This is a genomic window from Streptomyces sp. NPDC048504 (genome assembly GCF_043200035.1).
In the GTDB taxonomy this organism is placed as follows: domain Bacteria; phylum Actinomycetota; class Actinomycetes; order Streptomycetales; family Streptomycetaceae; genus Streptomyces.
Genome location: NZ_JBICXA010000031.1, coordinates 14,476 through 31,391, shown reverse-complemented (window position 1 = coordinate 31,391; position 16,916 = coordinate 14,476). Strand labels below are relative to the sequence as shown.

Below are 16,916 nucleotides of genomic sequence, written 5' to 3'. Positions count from 1 at the left end.
GAACTCCCCACGGGTCAGCGGCTCTTGCGGACCCTCGCCGCCGCGCGGGCTTCCGCGGCCTTGCGGGCCTCGGCGGTCTTCCGGGTCTCCTTGCCAGCCCGGCCCGGGCGGGTGCCCATGCCGCGGAAGGGGGCGTTGCCGCCGCTGGTCTTCGTCTCGGTCGGCGGGCGTTTGGCGCCGGTGATGGCGGTCAGCCTCTCCTCGCCGGAGCGGACCTGGGTGACGGTCGGGCGGATACCGGCGTCGGACATCATCCGGTTCACATCGCGCCGCTGGTTGGGGGTGACCAGGGTGACCACGCTCCCGGACTCGCCGGCGCGCGCCGTACGCCCGCTGCGGTGCAGGTAGTCCTTGGCGTCGGCCGGCGGGTCGACGTTGACGACGAGGTCGAGGGCGTCGATGTGGATGCCACGCGCGGCGACGTTGGTGGCCACCAGCACGGTGATCTCGCCGTCCTTGAACTGGCCGAGCGTGTGCGTGCGTTGGGGCTGCGACTTACCGCTGTGCAGCGCCGACGCGCGGACACCGCTGGCCCGCAGATGGCGGGTGAACTGGTCGACACCGGCCTTGGTGTCCAGGAACATCAGCACCCGGCCGTCCCGGGCGGCGATCTCCGTCGCCGTCGCGTACTTGTCGGCGGCGTGGATGTTCAGCACATGGTGTTCCATCGTGGTGACCGAGCCCGACGCCCGGTCGACCGACGCGTGCACCGGGTCGTGAAGGTGGTCCTTGACCAGCTGGTCGACGTCACGGTCGAGCGTGGCCGAGAACAGCAGCCGCTGCCCGTCGGAAGGGATCTGCGCCAGGAGGTCCGAGACCTGCGGCAGGAACCCCAGGTCGCACATCTGGTCCGCCTCGTCCAGCACGGTGATCCGCACGTGGTTCAGGAGGCAGTCCCGGCGCGACACCAGGTCGGTCAGCCGCCCCGGCGTCGCGACGACCACCTCGACACCGGTCCGCAGCAGCGCCTGCTGCCGGTTGATCGACAGCCCGCCGACCACCGTCGCCAGCCGCACCCCCATCGTCCGTGCGTACGGCTCCAGCGCGTCGCTGACCTGCTGCGCGAGCTCCCGGGTCGGCACCAGGACCACGGCGAGCGGCCGCTTCGGCTCCGCCCGCCGGCCCGCGAGCCGTACGAGCAGCGCGAGACCGAAGGCCAGCGTCTTGCCGGAACCGGTCCGCGCCCGGCCGAGCACATCGCGCCCGGCCAGCGCGTCGGGCAGCGTCGCCGCCTGGATCGGGAACGGCTCCGTCACCCCGAGGCCGGTCATCGTCCCGACCAGCTCGGGCGGCAGTCCGAGCGCGCCGAAGGAAGCGGCCGGCGGCTTCGCGTTCATGGGGAACCTTCCTCAGTCCTGTGCCCGCAACGGCACCGGGGCCCGTACCCCTCGGTACGGGCCCCGGCGGCGTCGAAGCGTGCCCCCATTTTACCAGCGCGCCTCCGGCACGCCCGCCGCCGCGAAGCATGTGCGGGATCGCGGTCGGTGACCGCCTGCCCGCCAGTAGGCTGTGACAGCTGCGCCACCCCACCAACACCCCTTCCCCCAAAGGGACATGGCCTGCAGCAGTCGAGTCGCTCCACTGCGTGAGGATGAAGCAACAGGTGCTGATAGCGGGCCGGTACCGGCTGAACACCACCATCGGACGCGGCGCGATGGGCGAGGTCTGGCAGGCGTACGACGAGATGGGCGGCCGTCCGGTGGCCGTCAAGCTCCTGCACTCCCAGAACTCCGAGCCCACCGCCACCGCCCGCTTCCGTCTGGAGGCCCAGACCGCGGGCCGGCTCAGCCACCCCCATGTGGTCGGCGTCCTCGACTTCGGCGAGCAGGAGGGCCGTCTGTACCTGGTGATGGAGCTCGTCGAGGGAGACAGCCTCTCCCACATGCTCGCCCAGGCGGGCTCGCTGCCGGCGGAGCACGTGGCCCACATCGCCGCCCAGTCGGCCGCCGGGCTCAGCGCGGCACACGACCAGGGCATCGTCCACCGCGACATCAAGCCCGGCAACCTCCTTCTCGCCACCGACGGGTCCGTGAAGATCGCCGACTTCGGCATCGCGCACTTCATGAACGACCCGAACGGCGCGCTCACCGCGACCGGCCAGATCGTCGGGACCAGCCTGTACATCGCGCCCGAGCGCGCCCTGGGCCAGCCCGCCGGGCCGCCGTCCGACGTCTACTCGCTCGGCTGCGTGCTCTACCAACTCCTCACCGGACAACCGCCGTTCCGCGCCGGCAGCGCCATCGCGGTCCTCCACCACCACCTCGACACACCCCCCGTACCCCCGCGGGAACTCGGCGTCGGACTCCCGCCCGCCTTCGAGAACTATTTGCTCGGTCTCCTCGCCAAGCGCCCCGAGGACCGTCCTACGGCGCGCCAGGTGGCCGAGTGGTTCGCCTCCGGCGCCTGGAGAGGGCGCCCCGAGCCCCTCCCGGCAGCAGCACCGCGCCCCGAGCCGACGCCGACACCGCATGTGACCTCCTGGGACGCGCCCGTGAAGCCCAGGACGAACGCGGCTCCCGGCGCCGGGGCCGGCCCTGGCTCCGGCTCTGTGACCACGTACGCCTTCCCGACCGCCGCCACCGGCAGCACCGCTCCGGCCCACCGAACCCGGCGCCGGCAACGACCGGGAGTCCGCGGAGTCGCCGTACGCCGGTCGAAGACGGTGGGCACGGTCGCCGCCGTGCTGATCTTCCTCGGGGCGCTGCTGGTCGGCCTGGCCTGGTTCTCCCCCGACCACAGCTCGGCGGACACATCACCGACGGATCCGCCGAGCAGCACGAGTCCGGCCACGGCCACGCCGTAGACTCACGCCCCCGTGCAGGCGGGCCTCCCGACGGGCGTGCGAGCGGCGGCCGGAGAGGCGCCACAGGATGCGGGCGGGCAGCGGTGCCTTGGTGAGGGTCGCCCGCTGCTCCTCGGGAGTCGCCACCGCCATCAACGCGCTGAAGGCGCGCAGTAGATGCTTCTGCTCCAACTTGGCCAGGCTGATCTCGCCGAGTTCCTCCCACTCGGCGACGCTCAGACATTCGGCGGCCAGCGGGAGGATCGTGTTCTCCTCCTCGTCCATGTGTGTGTTCAACACCGAGCCCAGTTCGGCGAGTTGAGCCGCCACCTGCTCGCAGAGGGGCGGCCGGGGATCGGCGGCCAGCCCGTGTCCAGCGCGTCCCTCACCCGTGTGACCACCTCTTCGAGCCGGTGGTGCTGTTCCTCCATGCGCGTGATCGCCCCGGCGTGCAGCGCCGTCCGTTCCGCGCGCCGGGGCCAGAGGAATTCGTCCTCGCTCACGTGGCAGTCCGAATTCGTACCCATCCACCGCCGTTGCCCCTTGACGGATTCCAAGGGCCGAACGAAACGGAAGTCGTACCGGCGCCGATCGTGACCATGCCCGCCCGGAGATCCGGCAAAGGGAATCCAGGGCGGGCTGTGGTTATGGCTGCTCGTGCTGCTCGTGCTGTACGAGGGGCACGGGTCAGCCGCGGCGCAGCATCATGACGACAGCGATGATGACAATGATGACGACGACGGTACCGAGACCTATGTACACGGGTTTCTCTTTCCTTTGGGGAGCGGCGACCCCTGGGTGCCGCGGAAAGCCGAGTACCCCCGACAAAGCCTTTCAGCCCGCTGCGGCACCATGATGGGGAAAGCCGCAGAAAACGAGCCGGTGCCTCCCGTTCCCCTCAGGGCCTCGGGTCAGGTCATCGGCGGTACGCGGCTCGCACATGTCGTGTCCGACCGTCGGGGTGTAGGTGTCGACGTACCGCGCGCCGTTGGCCGCCGCCTGCTCCGCGATCATCGCGTTGAGCTTCTTCTCGGTGTCGCGCAGACAGGCGAAGTCACCGGCGGCGAGCGGTACGGCGGAGCTGGTGCGGCCGGCCCGTCGCTCGTGAAGAAGGTCTGGCACGGGTTGCCCGTCGGGTCCTTCGACGTCAGTCCGGCACAGGTCGCCAGATTGCTGGAGAAGCCGATGTCGTTGCCGCCGATGGTCAAAGTGACCACGTCCGTGTCGGCGCCGAGTGCGTCTCTTGGTCTGCTTGTTGTTCAAGTCCATCCATTCGTCGACCCCGAAGCACTCGTCGAGCCGCTCGGCCAACAGGCTCCAGATGCGAGGGCGTTGTGCTGGCCGGACGTCAAACGGCGGGCGCACCAGGGAGGTTCACCGCTGAGGGCGAAGCCCTACTGGCTTCGCTGCGCCGGAGGTGGGACTCGGCGTAGGCGTGGGCATGGAAGGCGAGGACGGGGTCGTCGGAGAGCTGGTTGGCGGTGGTGACCCGGGTGGGGTTGAAGGCCTGTGTGTTCCAGGGGTCCTGGTCGTCGGCGGGTGGGGCGATCTCCAGCCACCCGGCGGTGAACTCCTCGCGGCGATCGGGCCAGACGCTGCGGGGGTCGTGGGTGGGGTCGTCGGGTTCGGCGAGCTGGATCCGCAGGTCGAAGGCCACCGGTGCGCGTCCGGCCGCCGGTTCCCAGCGGTACCGCACGGGCCGCTCAGCGCCGTCCGCGTCGACCCAGAGAAGGCGTGGATACCCAGTAGGCGGCGGTGGCATAGTTGACGGGTATGAGCGGCTGCTGCGCCACGGCTTCCGCCAGGTGGAGATGGTCGCCGACGAACGCGTGCACCCGGGGCAGGTCGGTCCGGCGGGTCGCGGGGTCGGGGCGCCTTCCGCGCAGGATGGCCGCCGCGGCTCGGAGGTCGTCCGCGCTCAGCTCGTCCGCGAGGCGAACCACCTCCGGGAGCCGGTCCTCGGCCGACTCGACCGCTCCCTCCGCGATGTCCAGGCACACGATCCTGAGCGCGGCGTACGCGCACTGACCACGCGCGCCGATCGACCGGAGGATGTGTGCCGCCTCGGTCCAGTGCGCGGGCTCGGTCGCGGAGGCCGGCGCCCTCGTCCGCGTCGCCGCGGAGCGTGAGGGTGCACGCCCTGGCCAAGTCGTCGCCGGAGGCCGTTGCCCCCGCAACGGCGGCCCGGCCGTGGCTGCGGGCGCCGTCGATGTCGCCGGCCTGGAGGCAGTACGTCGTCCAGTTGGTCAGGAGAATCGCCCGGTCCCGGTGGAACTCGGTGCCCGCGACGCCTTGTTCGGCCCGTACGAAGAGTTCCTCGACGTCGTCCTGCCCGGTCAGCATGGCGTGGAGGGGCTCCTTCCTGGGAACTCATGTTCACGCGCTCGTTGTTCAGGACCCCGGACCAGGTGACGCAGCACCACATCCTCGACCGGATCGCCCGGCTCGTGGACGAGGGGGCCCTGCGGATCACGGCCACGCAGCACCTCGGCACGATCAACGCCGCGAACCTCCGCGAGGCGCATCGCATCCTGGAGTCCGGCAGCGCCATCGGCAAGGTGACGCTCACCGGATTCTGAGTCTGCTGTGAACCTCTTCCTTCCCCACCCCGTTTACACAGCGGACCCCCGTTCACAGGGCGGATGAAGAACAGGCCTTGTCGTAACCACAGAAAGGTGACGGGCATGCAGTTGATGAGGTTCACGCAGGAGCAGAGAATAGGCCATCTGCTCAGCTGGGCACATGAATGGAACGGAACCAGGCGGGGGCGAAGTATGTGGGCGTACTCCCTGAGCCTGGGGGGTTCTCACGCCCTTCTGAACGATTGGGTCAACAACGAGCGGCTCATGAATCGCCTCACCCCGGTGCAGCGGAACGCGGTGGAGGAAGCACGCCGGCGGGCGACCCGGCGTGAAACCGCTGCGGATCGGGCGGCTCGGTAACTGGGCACACCTGTCCGCCATTTACGGGACCGTGTGCCGAGAAAGGGAGCGCCGAGGCTGTCGGCGCTCCCCCTCCGCATTCCGGGCGGGCAGCGCGTTCTTTCAGCGCCGCCCGCCCGCTGCTCACGGGGGTGTACCCGCGCTCGGCAAGCGCTCCCCGGAGAGCCCTGAGGGCAACGTGCGTCCGGGACTTGACGTGCCCGGCGGTATCCCCAGAGTCTCCGCCGTCCGGGCCACCGACTGGTCCAGGGCGGCGACTCCGCGGAGGTTGCCGAGACCGGTGGTGACCGTGTCGAGCGCTCCGGTGGCCAGGTCGAGCTTGAGCAGATCGCCTCCCGAGTACGCCAGGTACGGCGCGCCGGCGTTGTCGGAGGCGATGGCGACCGGTGAACCGGCCGCCGGCGCGATCCGTACGCAATCCGTACGCAATCCGTACGCAATCCGTGGACGGGTACGTGACGTCTCCCGTCGCGGCAACTGCCGGAGCGGCGAGGGTCATTGTCGCGCCCGACGCCAGCAACGCGCCGAGGGCCAGCGCCACGCCGAGGGCCAGCGCCACGCCGAGCGCGCGCCCACGGCTGGAGAGCGAGCGGGCGGGACGGTCGAGCGTGAGTCGCGTCGCGGTCCTAGATCTCATCATTGAGTCCATCCGTTGATCTCATCATTGAGTCCATCCGTTCCTGTCCGTCGACGATGGGTACGCGCCCACGGGATCGCCGCGGGCACCGCACTGGCTACGCACTGGGGTACGGGGAGATTCACCAAGGCGCCGGTTTCAGGTCCGGGCTTTAAAGGCAGGCGATACCCGGCCCCGCGCATTACCGCGCCCGCCCGCATAGGCCGAAGTGGCGGCCCGATCACCCTGCCGCCAGGCTGACAGCAGACGTGCCATCACACGCAGACACACAAGCAGACGCACAAGGGGACTGGTTCCACATGCAGATCGATCTGACCGGACGCACCGCCCTGGTGACGGGCTCGACGCAGGGCATCGGCGCGGCGATCGCCGCCGGACTCGCGCGCTCCGGCGTCCGGGTCGGGGTGAACGGCCGGGACGAGAAACGAGTCGCGGAGGCTGTCGCGCGGCTCGCGGCGGAGGTCCCCGGCGCGGTCTTCGTTCCCGTGGCGGCCGACGTCGCGAACGAGGAGGGCGCCCAGCGCGTCCTGGAGACGCTGCCCGAGGTGGACATCCTCGTGAACAACCTGGGCATCTTCGGCTCCGCCGACCCGCTGGAGATCAGCGACGAGGAGTGGCGGCGCTATTTCGAGGTGAACGTGCTGGCCGCGGTACGGCTGACCCGCATGTACCTGCCGGCCATGACGGCGCACGGCTGGGGCCGGATCCAGTACATCGCCAGCGACTCGGCGGTCGTCATCCCGGCCGAGATGATCCACTACGGCATGTCCAAGACCGCACTCCTCGCCGTCGGCCGCGGCTTCGCGAAGCAGGCGGCGGGCACGGGCGTGACGGTCAACTCGGTCATCGCCGGCCCCACCCACACCGGCGGCGTCGAGGACTTCGTCCACGAACTCGTCGACCGCGACCTGCCCTGGGACGAGGCCCAGCGCGAGTTCATGCGGAAGCACCGGCCGCAGTCCCTCCTGCAACGGCTGATCGAGCCCGAGGAGATCGCCCACATGGTCGTCTACCTCAGCTCCGACCAGGCGTCGGCCACGACGGGCGGAGCCCTGCGCGTCGACGGCGGATACATCGACTCGATCCTGCCCTGACACCCTCAACTCATAGTCGCCGCACTCACTTCGTCCCCCAGAACTATGGTGTCCCACCACATGTGCCGCTGACGTGCCCCTTCCTACCGTGTGCCATCACGTACCCGTCCCCACCGCACACGAGGAAGTGGCGCACATGGCCTCAGAACCCACCGCTCCCCCACCCCCCGCCAACCTCAAACGCATCGTCGCCGCCAGCCTCATCGGCACCACCATCGAGTGGTACGACTTCTTCCTCTACGGCTCCGCGGCCGCGCTCGTCTTCAACAAGCTCTTCTTCCCCGGCTCCGACCCGCTCGTCGGCACCCTGCTCTCCTTCCTGACCTACGCCGTGGGTTTCGCGGCCCGCCCGCTCGGCGCCCTCGTCTTCGGGCACTACGGCGACCGGCTCGGCCGCAAGAAACTGCTGGTCCTGAGCCTGCTGCTGATGGGCGGTGCGACCTTCGCGATCGGGCTGCTGCCGACCCACGCGACCGTCGGAGCGGCGGCGCCGGTCCTGCTCACCGCGCTGCGCCTGGTGCAGGGCTTCGCACTCGGCGGCGAGTGGGGCGGAGCCGTCCTGCTCGTCTCGGAGCACGGGGACGCACGCCGGCGCGGCTTCTGGGCGTCGTGGCCCCAAACCGGTGCGCCCGCAGGGCAGTTGCTCGCGACAGGAGTGCTGTCCCTGCTCACCGCCGTCCTCTCCGACGAGGCCTTCGGCAGCTGGGGCTGGCGCATCCCGTTCCTGCTCTCCGGTGTCCTGGTCGCCGTCGGTTTGTGGATTCGTCTCTCTGTCGATGAATCCCCGGTGTTCCAGAAGGCGTTGGCCCAGGCACAGGCCCGCAAAGCCGCCGCCCGGACAACGGCCCGAAGCACCGACCCCGAGCAACTCCCGCTCGTCTCCGTACTGCGCCACCACTGGCGCGACATCCTCGTCGCGATGGGCGCCCGCATGGCGGAGAACATCAGCTACTACGTGATCACCGCCTTCATCCTCGTCTACGCCACCACCTCGGCCGGCGTCTCCCGGCAGACGGCGCTGAACTCCGTACTGATCGCCTCCGCCGTGCACTTCGCCGTCATCCCGGCCTGGGGCGCCCTGTCGGACCGGATCGGGCGCCGGCCCGTGTATCTGCTGGGCGCTGTGGGCATCGGGCTGTGGATGTTCCCCTTCTTCTCGCTGATCGACACCGGAGACTTCGGCAACCTGGTCCTCGCCGTGACCGTCGGCCTGATCCTGCACGGCGCGATGTACGCGCCCCAGGCCGCCTTCTTCTCCGAGATGTTCGCGACCCGGATGCGCTACTCCGGCGCCTCCATCGGCGCCCAGTTCGCCTCGGTCGCGGCGGGCGCACCGGCCCCGCTGATCGCCACCGCCCTGCTGGCCGACTACGACAGCTCGACCCCGATCGCCCTGTATGTGATCGCGGCGGTCGTCCTGACCCTGATCGCGGTGGGCATGGCCAAGGAGACACGGCACCGCGACCTGGCCGAGATCGAGGCCACCGCGGACGACCGGCCCACGACCGCTCCCACGAAGGACGCCGCAGACGCTCGCACCGCCTGATCGCCACGCCCGGCACCGGCCCTCGTACGCCCCGCGCCTACGAGGGTCACCGCCGCGCCGGAGCCGCCAACCGCCTTAGTCTCAGGGCGAGTTGGATCTCCAGCACGCGTCCCGGTTCCTGCCAGTCCTCGCCGAGGAGCCGGCCCACCCGCTCCAGCCGCTGGGCGACGGTGTTGACGTGGACGTGCAGGTCGTCCTTCGTCCGGGCCGGGCTCATGCCACACGCGAAGTAGGCGTCCAGCGTGTGCAGCAGCTCCGTACCGCGCCGCTCGTCGTACCGCGCGAGCTGCCCGATGGTCCGCTCGACGAAGCCGCCGATGTCCCGGTCCCCGGCGAGGAGCAGCCCGAGGAAACCGAAGTCCTCGGCGGCGGCGCCGTCTCCGGTACGGCCCAACAGCCGCAGAGCGTCGAGGCAGCGGCGCCCCTCCTCATAGGCGGCGACCACGGCGTCGGGCCGGGTGCCGGGTTTCCCGACGGGGGCGGAGGCGCCGACGGTGACCGCTTCGTGGACCGCCGCTCCCAGGTGGGCGGCGGTGCGGCGGGCCAGGTCAGTGGCGGTGTCGCCGGGATCGAGGGGCAGCAGCAGAACCGTGCCGCCGTCGCGGGCGGCGGCCAGTCCGTGCCGGGTTCCGGCGAGGTGCGAGGCGGCGGACCACAGGCGTCTGCGGGCGGCGGCCTCGTGGGCGGCGTCGGCGGCGGCGCCGTCGAGCCGGGCGGCGAGGACCACATGGGTGGCGTCCAGGTCGGCGTCCAGCCTGGACGCACGCTCCCGCAGCAGCCGTGGGTCACCGTCACGGGCGTCGAGCAGGTCGTCCAGCAGCTCGCCGCGCACACGCTGTTCGGCCTCGGCTGCCGACCGCCGGGCGAGCAGCAGCAGCGAGGTGACCATGGCGGCGCGCTCCAGGGTGCGCTGGTCCACGGGGTCGAGGCCGGGGTGGCCGCGCAGCACGAGCGCTCCGAGCAGTTCGCCGCCGGCGGCCACGGCGGCGATCCAGTCGTCCCGGTGCCGCACCGCGTGACCTTCGACGCGGGACGCTTCCAACGCCTTCGTGGGCGCGGCGTCGATCTCGGTGAACTCGACCACTCCGTCGAGGACTTGGGACACCGCGGCGGCGACGTCATGGACTCCTCCGCCGCGCAGAACGAGTTCGGCGAGCCGGTCGTGGACGTCCGACGCACGCTCGATGACTCCGCTGCGGTCCTGGATGATCTCGTTGGCGCGCTCCAGACCTGCGAGCGCCGAGCGGGTCTCGGTGAGCAGGTTCGCGGTGTCGATGGCGGCCGCGGCGAGCGCGGCGAAGGAGCCGAGCAGCGCGATCTGCTCCCGCTCGAAGACCCGCGCCCGCCGGTCCGCCGCGAACAGCACCCCGATGACCCGGTGCCCGAGCATCAACGGCACCCCGAGGATCGCCACCAGCCCCTCGTCCCGCACCCCGGAGTCGATGGTGAGAGTGTGCTGGAAGCGATCGTCCTTGAAGTAGTCGTCGGTGACGTACGGCCGTGCCGTCTGGGCCACGAGTCCGCCGAGCCCCTCCCCCATGCCCAGCCGCAGCTGCTGGAACCGGGCCGCGACCGAACCCTCGGTCACCCGCATGTAAGTGTCGCCCCTGGCCGGGTCGTTGAGGCTGAGGTAGGCGATGTCGGTGCCGAGCAGCGACCGGGCACGCTGGACGATCGCCTGGAGTACGGCGTCCAGGTCGCGCAGTCCGGCGAGGTCGTGGGCCGTCTCGAAGAGCGCGGACAGCTCGGCCTCGCGCCGTCGGCGTCCCTCCAGCTCCGAACGCACGCGCAGCGCGAGCACCTTGGCGTGTTCGAGCCCGGCGATCGCCTCGGCCGGTCTTCCGTCGGCGCGGGCGAGCAGCACCGGCTGCTCATAGGCGTCGGCGGAGGCGCCCCTGGCCAGCAGCTCCAGGAACGGCGCCTCGGCACTGCTCGGTCGCGCCGCGGCACCGGTGACGGTGGCGGAGGGCTCGGCGGACTGCACGTGATCGCTGGACATGCTCACAGGATTCCCCATCGCCGGGCCGGCCGGTCTGGCCTGTGGATAACTCCCCGATCGCCTGCGCACCCGGTGCTTCAGTGCGCGGTCCACCCGCCGTCCAGTACCAGCGAGGTGCCGGTCACGAAGGACGCGTGCGGGCCGCACAGATAGGCGACGGCCTCGGCGACCTCCTCCGGTTCGATGAGCCGTTTGACCGCGCTGTTCTGCAGGAGCACCTCGGTCAGGACCCGTTCCTCGGGGATGCCGTGCGCCTGTGCCTGGTCGGTGAGCTGTCGCTCGACCAGGGGGGTGCGCACATAGGCGGGGTTCACACAGTTCGAGGTGACGCCATGGGGTGCGCCTTCGAGGGCGGCGGTCTTGGAGAGTCCTTCCAGACCGTGTTTGGCGGCCACATACGCGGACTTGAAGGCGGAGGCCCGCAGCCCATGGACGGAGGACACATTGACGATCCGCCCCCAGCCCTGCCCGTACATATGGGGCAGGGCGCCGCGGATGAGCCGGAAGGGCGCCTCCAGCATCACGGTGAGCACCGTGTGGAAGACGTCGGGCGGGAACTCCTCGATGGGGCTCACCAGTTGCAGCCCGGCGTTGTTCACCAGGACGTCCGTGCCGGCGGCGGCGTGCTCGGCGGCGTCCAGGTCGGTGAGGTCGAGGACGTGCGGTTCGACGGTGCCCGCGAGGTCCTGCGCCTGCTCGGCGAGCTCCGCGAGTCCGGGGGCGTCCATGTCGACCGCTCTGACCTTGGCCCCGGCGGCCGCCAGCCGCAGCGTGCAGGCGCGGCCGATACCGCCGGCGGCACCGGTGACGAGGGCGGTACGGCCGGTGAGGTCGAGGAGGCTCGCGTGGGACCCCGGGAGGGCGTTGGGCACGGTCATGGGGCGAGCCTAAACAGCGTCCCCGCCCCACCGCATATGGGCCGAGCACATACTTCAGTCGGAACTCGTGGTGTCAAACCATGTGGGTGCGTCGACCAGGCTCTGCTTGATCCGGAACAGCTGGTGATCGCTGAGCTCGGGCAGTGCGTCCAGCTCGAACCAGCCGACCTCCAACGACTCGTCGTCGTTCACGGCCGCCTCACCACCGACGGCCCGGCACTGCAGGGTGATGTCCATGAACTGGCAGGCGTCGCCGTTGGGATAACGGATCGGTCCCCCAGCCTTCACCAAGACGACGCGTTCCGCGACGCACTCGACGGCCGTCTCCTCGAACACCTCGCGCACCGCGCAGACCGCGGGCTGCTCACCGGGCTCGGGAATGCCGGAGGGCAACGCCCACTCGTGGTTGTCCGCCCGCTTGCCCAGCAGGATGCGACCCGAGTCGTCGAAGACGACGGCGCTGACGCCAGGAAGCCAGAGCAGCTGATGCCCCGCGGAGGCCCGGATCGTACGGATGAAATCAGGAGTAGCCATGCTCCGACCCTAACGGGACGATCCATGGCTACCCCACGAACTGCCGTGCGCGCAACGGGAGTACAGCGGGCGTACGGCTACACGTCGCCCGCGCGTCGCCCGCGCACACCGGCGGCGACCGCCCAGCCGAGGCCGGCCGCGGCGATGAGCACCAGGGCCATCTCGGGCAGGATGCCGAGCTTGGTGGCCGGGGTCTCCGAGGAGCGCAGCGGCACCTTCTGGACCAGGGAGTCGGCGACGAACATGCCGGTCTTCTGGGTGATCGTCCCGTCCGGCATGATGATCGCGCTGACGCCGCTGGTCACCGGGACGGTGACAGTCCGACTGTGTTCGACCGCGCGGACCCGGGACATGGCGAGCTGCTGATAGGTCATCTCGCTGCGGTCGAAGGTCGCGTTGTTGCTGGGCACGGAGATCAGCTGGGCGCCGTCGGTGACCTCGGAGCGCACGGCCCAGTCGAAGGCGGCCTCGTAGCAGGTGACCAGGCCGATCTTGGCGCCGTTCATGGTGAAGACGCCCGGCTTGGTGCCCCGGCTGAAGTCCTGGCGGACCATGCTGGTCCAGTTCTTGTTGATCGCCCCGAGCAGCGACCGCATCGGGAGGTACTCGCCGAACGGCTGGATCTGCCGCTTGTCGTAGGTGTCGGTCGGACCCTTCACCGGGTCCCAGAGGATCTGCTCGTTGTAGAGCTTGCCGCCCCGTTCGACGACACCGCCGACCGAGATGGGCGCGCCGATCGCCTTGGCCGCCGCATCGATGTCGGTGTACGCCTGGGCGTCGGCGAAGGGGTCGACGTCGGAGGAGTTCTCCGGCCACAGGACGACGTCCGGCTTGGCGACCTTGCCCGCCTTGACCTTCGCGGCCAGCCGCAGGGTCTCCTTGACGTGGTAGTCGAGCACGGCCCGCCGTTGGGCGTTGAACTCCAGTCCCGCGCGCGGGACGTTGCCCTGGATGACCGCGACCGTCGTGGTGCCGTCCTCGGCCTTGTCGCTGACCAGGGACCGCGCGGCCACCGCGCCCACCACCGGCAAGGCCACGCTCAGCAGGGCCACGGCCGCGGCGGACCGCCGTACGACACGGGTGTTGCGGCTCTCCAGGGTCAGGCGGACGATCTCGTACAGGCCGAAGCCGCACAGGACGACCGCGAAGCCGAGGACCGGGGTGCCGCCCACTGCGGCGAGCGGCAGGAAGACGCCGTCCGCCTGGCCGAACGCGATCTTGCCCCAGGGGAAGCCGTGGAAGGGGACACGCGCGCGTGCCGCCTCACCGGCGATCCACAGTGCCGCCGCCCACAGCGGCCAGGCGGGCAGCTTCGAGACCACGGTGATGGCCGCGCCGACCAGCGCGACGAAGATCGCCTCGGCCACGACCAGGGCGATCCAGGGCCCGGGGCCGACCTCCACGCCGGTCCACACCAGCAGCGGCAGCAGGAATCCGAGGCCGAAGAGGTAGCCGAGGCCGAGGCCCGCCTTCCAGCTGCGGCCGCGCAGCACCCATCCGAAACAGGCGAACGCGGGCAGCGCCAGCCACCACAGGGTGCGCGGCGGGAAACTGACGTAGAGCAGCACTCCGGAGAGTGCGGCTACGGCGGCCGGGACCAGACGGACGAGGCGGGCGAGGCGCGATGCGGGCGCGGCCTGCGGCTTCAGCTGGTCCGACTCGTCCACGGAAGTTGCGGTGACGGTCACTCCGGGAGTGTACGGCGGTCGACCTCGGCGCCGACAGCACGGTCCGCATGGCAGCCCGGCCACTGAGCAGGGCCGCAGCAGCATCGTTCCTGCGCAACTCGTCCACAAATCGGTCATCAGCCGTTACGGTGTGCCGGAGCCCCTGTCGTGCGGTCGGTCCAGGCCAGGACGGCCGGGGCCTGTCACGGGTCGCGGGGGCGGCCCGGTTCAGGGGGCGGCGGGGTGGGTTCCACGGGGATGGCGTCGGCGACCGGTCCGGACGCCGACAGTGAAAGACGAAACGTTTCGGATGCGGCGGGCATCGCGGTGCTCGGTTCGTGTGCCGCGTGGTCGCTGATCACCGCCGCCATGCACGACGGCCGGCCCGAGGGCGTGCTGCTCGCGGTCCTGGCGGTCGCCGCCGGTTACGCGTCGGGGCGGATCTCCGGGGCGCTCGTACCGGTCGCCGCGCCCTGTGTGGGGGCGCTGGCCGGGTTCGGCATGGCACTGGCCGAACCGCGTCTCGCCCCGGGCCCCCAGTTCGCCGTTCCGCTCGGTCACGCCGGTGCGACCGCGGCCCTGCTGACCCTGGCCGCGGGTTCCGCGTGCTGCTCCGCCTGGGCCGCCTCGGCACCGGCCCTGCGGCTTGCGCTGCGGCTGCTGGCGGCCGGGATCACGGTCGCCGCGGCCGTCCTGGGCTCGATCACGGGATTCGCCCTGTGCACGGCGGTGCTGCTGTGCTCGCTCGCCGCCGGCCGGATGCGGCACCGCGGTCTCGGCATCGCGGGACTGGGCCTGGCCACGGCGCTGGTGACCTGCGCGACCTGGGCCGTCGCCGGAAACATCCTCCCGGACGGGCTGACCTCGTCCCTGGAGGGCCAGTTGACCCCGCACCGGGTCCAGCTGTGGCAGGACGCCCTGCACATGGCGCATCAGGATTCCGCCCTGGGGGTGGGCCCCGGACGCTTCGGGGAGCTGAGCAGCGCGGCGGCCGAGGCGCTGCTCCCGGACGGCAAACCGCACTCCGCGCCGCTTCAGCTGGCGGCCGAACAGGGAATCGTCGGCGTGCTCCTGCTGGCGGCGGCGTACGGCTGGGTGCTCCACGCGCTGTGGCGCACCACGCGCTCCACCCCGATCGCGCTCACCGCGGGCGCCGCGCTGACGGGGCTCGCGATCGTCGCCGCGGTCGGCAACGCGCTGAGCTTCACCTCGGTGTCGGTCGGCGCGGGCTTCCTGGCCGGGCTGGCCACGGCCCACCCGATCGCCGACGACGCCTCACGCACCGCGCCGGACGCACACGCGCGTGGCGACCGGCTGGCCCCGTGACGGACGAGGAACGCGTCAGAGCACCGCGCCGGGCTTGGGCGGCGCCAGCCGGTCCGTGATGATCCGTACGGCCGCCTCCGCGTTGTCCACGGTGATCGTGAACGTGTGCCCGTCCCACAGCCGCAGGACGATGCCCTCACCACGCCGTACGACGACCGCGGTGCCCTTCTCGGGCCGCCAGCGGTAGCCCCAGCCGCCCCACTGGCGCGGGGTGACGTGCGGGGCGAACTCGGCGCCCGCGACGCTCGCCAGCGGGATGCGGCGGCGCGGCACACCGATGTGGCCGCAGCGCACTTCGAGGGACTCCGTGTCCACCTTCAGGGCGACGTGCACGAAGGCGAGCGTGCCGAACAGCATGAGCAGTCCGGCCGCGATGCACCCGACGACGGACATGACAAGCGGGGCGATGCCGGACGTCCAGGTGGAGTCCACGGCCAGCTCGATGCCGAGCGCCATGCAGGCGGCACCGGCAAGGGCCAGCAGCCACTGGAACCGGTTGGTGGCGCGTCCGGTCCAGATCTCGGTCTGCGGGAAGGTTTCGTCGCGGGGGTGGTCCCTCATGCCTACGAGACTACTCAGGTTTCGCTGCGCGGGTACGTCGTTGCGGAGGGTGACCGTTTTGTGCGGCGACACGGTGGACGCACAGGGTCCGGTCCGTCGCCGGTACTCAGTGGGCGGGTGAGACGGCCCGCAGGAGTCGGCCCTCGGCGTAGACCGACGCGGCGGCGGGCAGCGCGCCCTCGCGGCCGTTCAGGAGCACCGTCACGGTGCCGTCGGGCAGCGCCTCGGGGGCGGGCTTTTCACCGATCCGGCGCAGCGCCTGGGCAGCCACCGCGTCGGCGGAGCCGTGCAGAACCAGCGGCGGGCGGTCGGGGCGCTGCACTGCGGCGCGGATGCGTTCGGCGACCAGTTCGTAATGGGTGCAGCCCAGGACGACGGTCGTTACATCGTCGGGGGTCAGCTCGGCGGCAGCGGCGACGGCGGCGTCGATGGCCGGCTCGTCCCCGTGTTCCACGGCTTCGGCCAGTCCCCAGCACGGGATCTCGGTGACCCGCACGCCGTCGGCGAAGTCCTTGATGAGGCCGCGCTGGTAGGGGCTGCCGGTGGTGGCGGGCGTCGCCCAGATGGCGAAGGGCGTGCCACCGGCGGCGGCCGGCTTGATCGCCGGGACGGTGCCGATGACCGGGATACCGGGCTCCAGGTGCTCACGCAGGACCGTCAGGGCGTGCACCGTCGCGGTGTTGCAGCCGATGATCAGGGCGTCGGGCCGGTGCGCTGCGGCGGCCTCGGCAACGGCCAGCGCGCGCTGGGCGACGTCCTCCGGCGTCCGCGGTCCCCAGGGCATCCCCTCGGGGTCCAGGGAGAGCACGAGATCCGCGTCGGGGCGCACGCGCCGTACCGCAGCGGTGGCCGCCAGAAGGCCGATTCCGGAGTCCATCAGCGCGATCTTCACCCGGCCACGATAGACGATGGCCTCCGTGGATCCGCTGCCGTAGGGCAGACTGCGCCCG

The 16,916-nt window shown here is 71.2% G+C and carries 17 protein-coding genes and 1 pseudogene; 5 read left to right on the top strand and 13 right to left on the bottom strand.

Going from position 1 to position 16,916, the window contains the following annotated elements; all coding sequences use genetic code 11:
• Positions 1 to 14 precede the first annotated feature (14 nt).
• The gene (locus tag ACGFY9_RS47480) at positions 15 to 1,337 is read right to left on the bottom strand and encodes a DEAD/DEAH box helicase (RefSeq protein WP_393765159.1); all 1,323 of its coding nucleotides are present in this window, start codon (positions 1,335 to 1,337) and stop codon (positions 15 to 17) included.
• Between the two features lie 254 nt (positions 1,338 to 1,591).
• Here ACGFY9_RS47480 and ACGFY9_RS47475 point away from each other — a divergent pair, with 254 nt between their 5' ends.
• Positions 1,592 to 2,803, top strand: a complete 1,212-nt coding sequence (locus ACGFY9_RS47475; protein WP_393765157.1) for a serine/threonine-protein kinase — start codon at positions 1,592 to 1,594, stop codon at positions 2,801 to 2,803.
• On the opposite strand, the gene ACGFY9_RS47470 is transcribed toward ACGFY9_RS47475, so the two are convergent.
• From ACGFY9_RS47470 to ACGFY9_RS47450, 5 genes and pseudogenes are all read right to left on the bottom strand, one after another.
• Positions 2,753 to 3,067, bottom strand: a complete 315-nt coding sequence (locus tag ACGFY9_RS47470) for a hypothetical protein (RefSeq protein ID WP_393765155.1) — start codon at positions 3,065 to 3,067, stop codon at positions 2,753 to 2,755. The genes ACGFY9_RS47475 and ACGFY9_RS47470 overlap by 51 nt on opposite strands.
• Before the next feature lie 8 nt (positions 3,068 to 3,075).
• Positions 3,076 to 3,309: a hypothetical protein gene (locus tag ACGFY9_RS47465; protein WP_393765153.1), complete on the bottom strand. Its 234-nt coding sequence runs from the start codon at positions 3,307 to 3,309 to the stop codon at positions 3,076 to 3,078.
• Positions 3,310 to 3,712: 403 nt separating this feature from the next.
• Positions 3,713 to 4,023, bottom strand: a pseudogene (locus tag ACGFY9_RS47460) (SGNH/GDSL hydrolase family protein); the annotation flags it as partial.
• A 107-nt stretch (positions 4,024 to 4,130) separates the two neighbouring features.
• Positions 4,131 to 4,478, bottom strand: coding sequence for a hypothetical protein (locus tag ACGFY9_RS47455; RefSeq protein WP_393765151.1), 348 nt, complete (start codon positions 4,476 to 4,478; stop codon positions 4,131 to 4,133).
• A gap of 7 nt (positions 4,479 to 4,485) precedes the next feature.
• A complete protein-coding gene (locus ACGFY9_RS47450) occupies positions 4,486 to 4,782 on the bottom strand; it encodes a hypothetical protein (RefSeq protein WP_393765149.1) in 297 nt (98 codons plus the stop codon).
• 372 nt (positions 4,783 to 5,154) lie between these two features.
• Here ACGFY9_RS47450 and ACGFY9_RS47445 point away from each other — a divergent pair, with 372 nt between their 5' ends.
• A complete protein-coding gene (locus tag ACGFY9_RS47445) occupies positions 5,155 to 5,361 on the top strand; it encodes a zinc-binding dehydrogenase (RefSeq protein WP_393765147.1) in 207 nt (68 codons plus the stop codon).
• A gap of 486 nt (positions 5,362 to 5,847) precedes the next feature.
• On the opposite strand, the gene ACGFY9_RS47440 is transcribed toward ACGFY9_RS47445, so the two are convergent.
• On the bottom strand, positions 5,848 to 6,153 hold the full coding sequence (locus ACGFY9_RS47440) for a hypothetical protein (protein ID WP_393765145.1): 306 nt from the start codon (positions 6,151 to 6,153) through the stop codon (positions 5,848 to 5,850).
• Between the two features lie 507 nt (positions 6,154 to 6,660).
• Between ACGFY9_RS47440 and ACGFY9_RS47435 the strand changes: the two genes are divergently transcribed.
• Positions 6,661 to 7,455, top strand: a complete 795-nt coding sequence (locus tag ACGFY9_RS47435) for an SDR family NAD(P)-dependent oxidoreductase (protein ID WP_393765143.1) — start codon at positions 6,661 to 6,663, stop codon at positions 7,453 to 7,455.
• Positions 7,456 to 7,591: 136 nt separating this feature from the next.
• Positions 7,592 to 9,001 carry an MFS transporter gene (locus ACGFY9_RS47430; protein WP_393765141.1) on the top strand — a complete coding sequence of 470 codons (1,410 nt, stop codon included), beginning with the start codon at positions 7,592 to 7,594 and terminating at the stop codon, positions 8,999 to 9,001.
• A 46-nt stretch (positions 9,002 to 9,047) separates the two neighbouring features.
• Here ACGFY9_RS47430 and ACGFY9_RS47425 read toward each other — a convergent pair whose 3' ends face one another.
• The 4 genes from ACGFY9_RS47425 to lnt form a co-directional block, all read right to left on the bottom strand.
• A complete protein-coding gene (locus ACGFY9_RS47425) occupies positions 9,048 to 11,000 on the bottom strand; it encodes a helix-turn-helix domain-containing protein (protein WP_393765139.1) in 1,953 nt (650 codons plus the stop codon).
• A 77-nt stretch (positions 11,001 to 11,077) separates the two neighbouring features.
• On the bottom strand, positions 11,078 to 11,878 hold the full coding sequence (locus ACGFY9_RS47420; protein ID WP_393765138.1) for a 3-hydroxybutyrate dehydrogenase: 801 nt from the start codon (positions 11,876 to 11,878) through the stop codon (positions 11,078 to 11,080).
• 54 nt (positions 11,879 to 11,932) lie between these two features.
• Entirely contained in the window at positions 11,933 to 12,412 is a 480-nt protein-coding gene (locus ACGFY9_RS47415) for an NUDIX domain-containing protein (protein ID WP_393765136.1), read from the bottom strand.
• 77 nt (positions 12,413 to 12,489) lie between these two features.
• Positions 12,490 to 14,100 carry an apolipoprotein N-acyltransferase gene (gene lnt, locus ACGFY9_RS47410; protein ID WP_393765134.1) on the bottom strand — a complete coding sequence of 537 codons (1,611 nt, stop codon included), beginning with the start codon at positions 14,098 to 14,100 and terminating at the stop codon, positions 12,490 to 12,492.
• Positions 14,101 to 14,337: 237 nt separating this feature from the next.
• Here lnt and ACGFY9_RS47405 point away from each other — a divergent pair, with 237 nt between their 5' ends.
• On the top strand, positions 14,338 to 15,405 hold the full coding sequence (locus ACGFY9_RS47405; protein ID WP_393765220.1) for an O-antigen ligase family protein: 1,068 nt from the start codon (positions 14,338 to 14,340) through the stop codon (positions 15,403 to 15,405).
• Between the two features lie 15 nt (positions 15,406 to 15,420).
• On the opposite strand, the gene ACGFY9_RS47400 is transcribed toward ACGFY9_RS47405, so the two are convergent.
• Together ACGFY9_RS47400 and ACGFY9_RS47395 are read right to left on the bottom strand one after the other, a co-directional pair.
• Complete coding sequence (locus tag ACGFY9_RS47400) at positions 15,421 to 15,966, bottom strand: hypothetical protein (protein ID WP_393765132.1); 546 nt, start codon at positions 15,964 to 15,966, stop codon at positions 15,421 to 15,423.
• A 106-nt stretch (positions 15,967 to 16,072) separates the two neighbouring features.
• Entirely contained in the window at positions 16,073 to 16,858 is a 786-nt protein-coding gene (locus ACGFY9_RS47395) for a glutamate racemase (RefSeq protein ID WP_393765130.1), read from the bottom strand.
• Between the last annotated feature and the right edge of the window lie 58 nt (positions 16,859 to 16,916).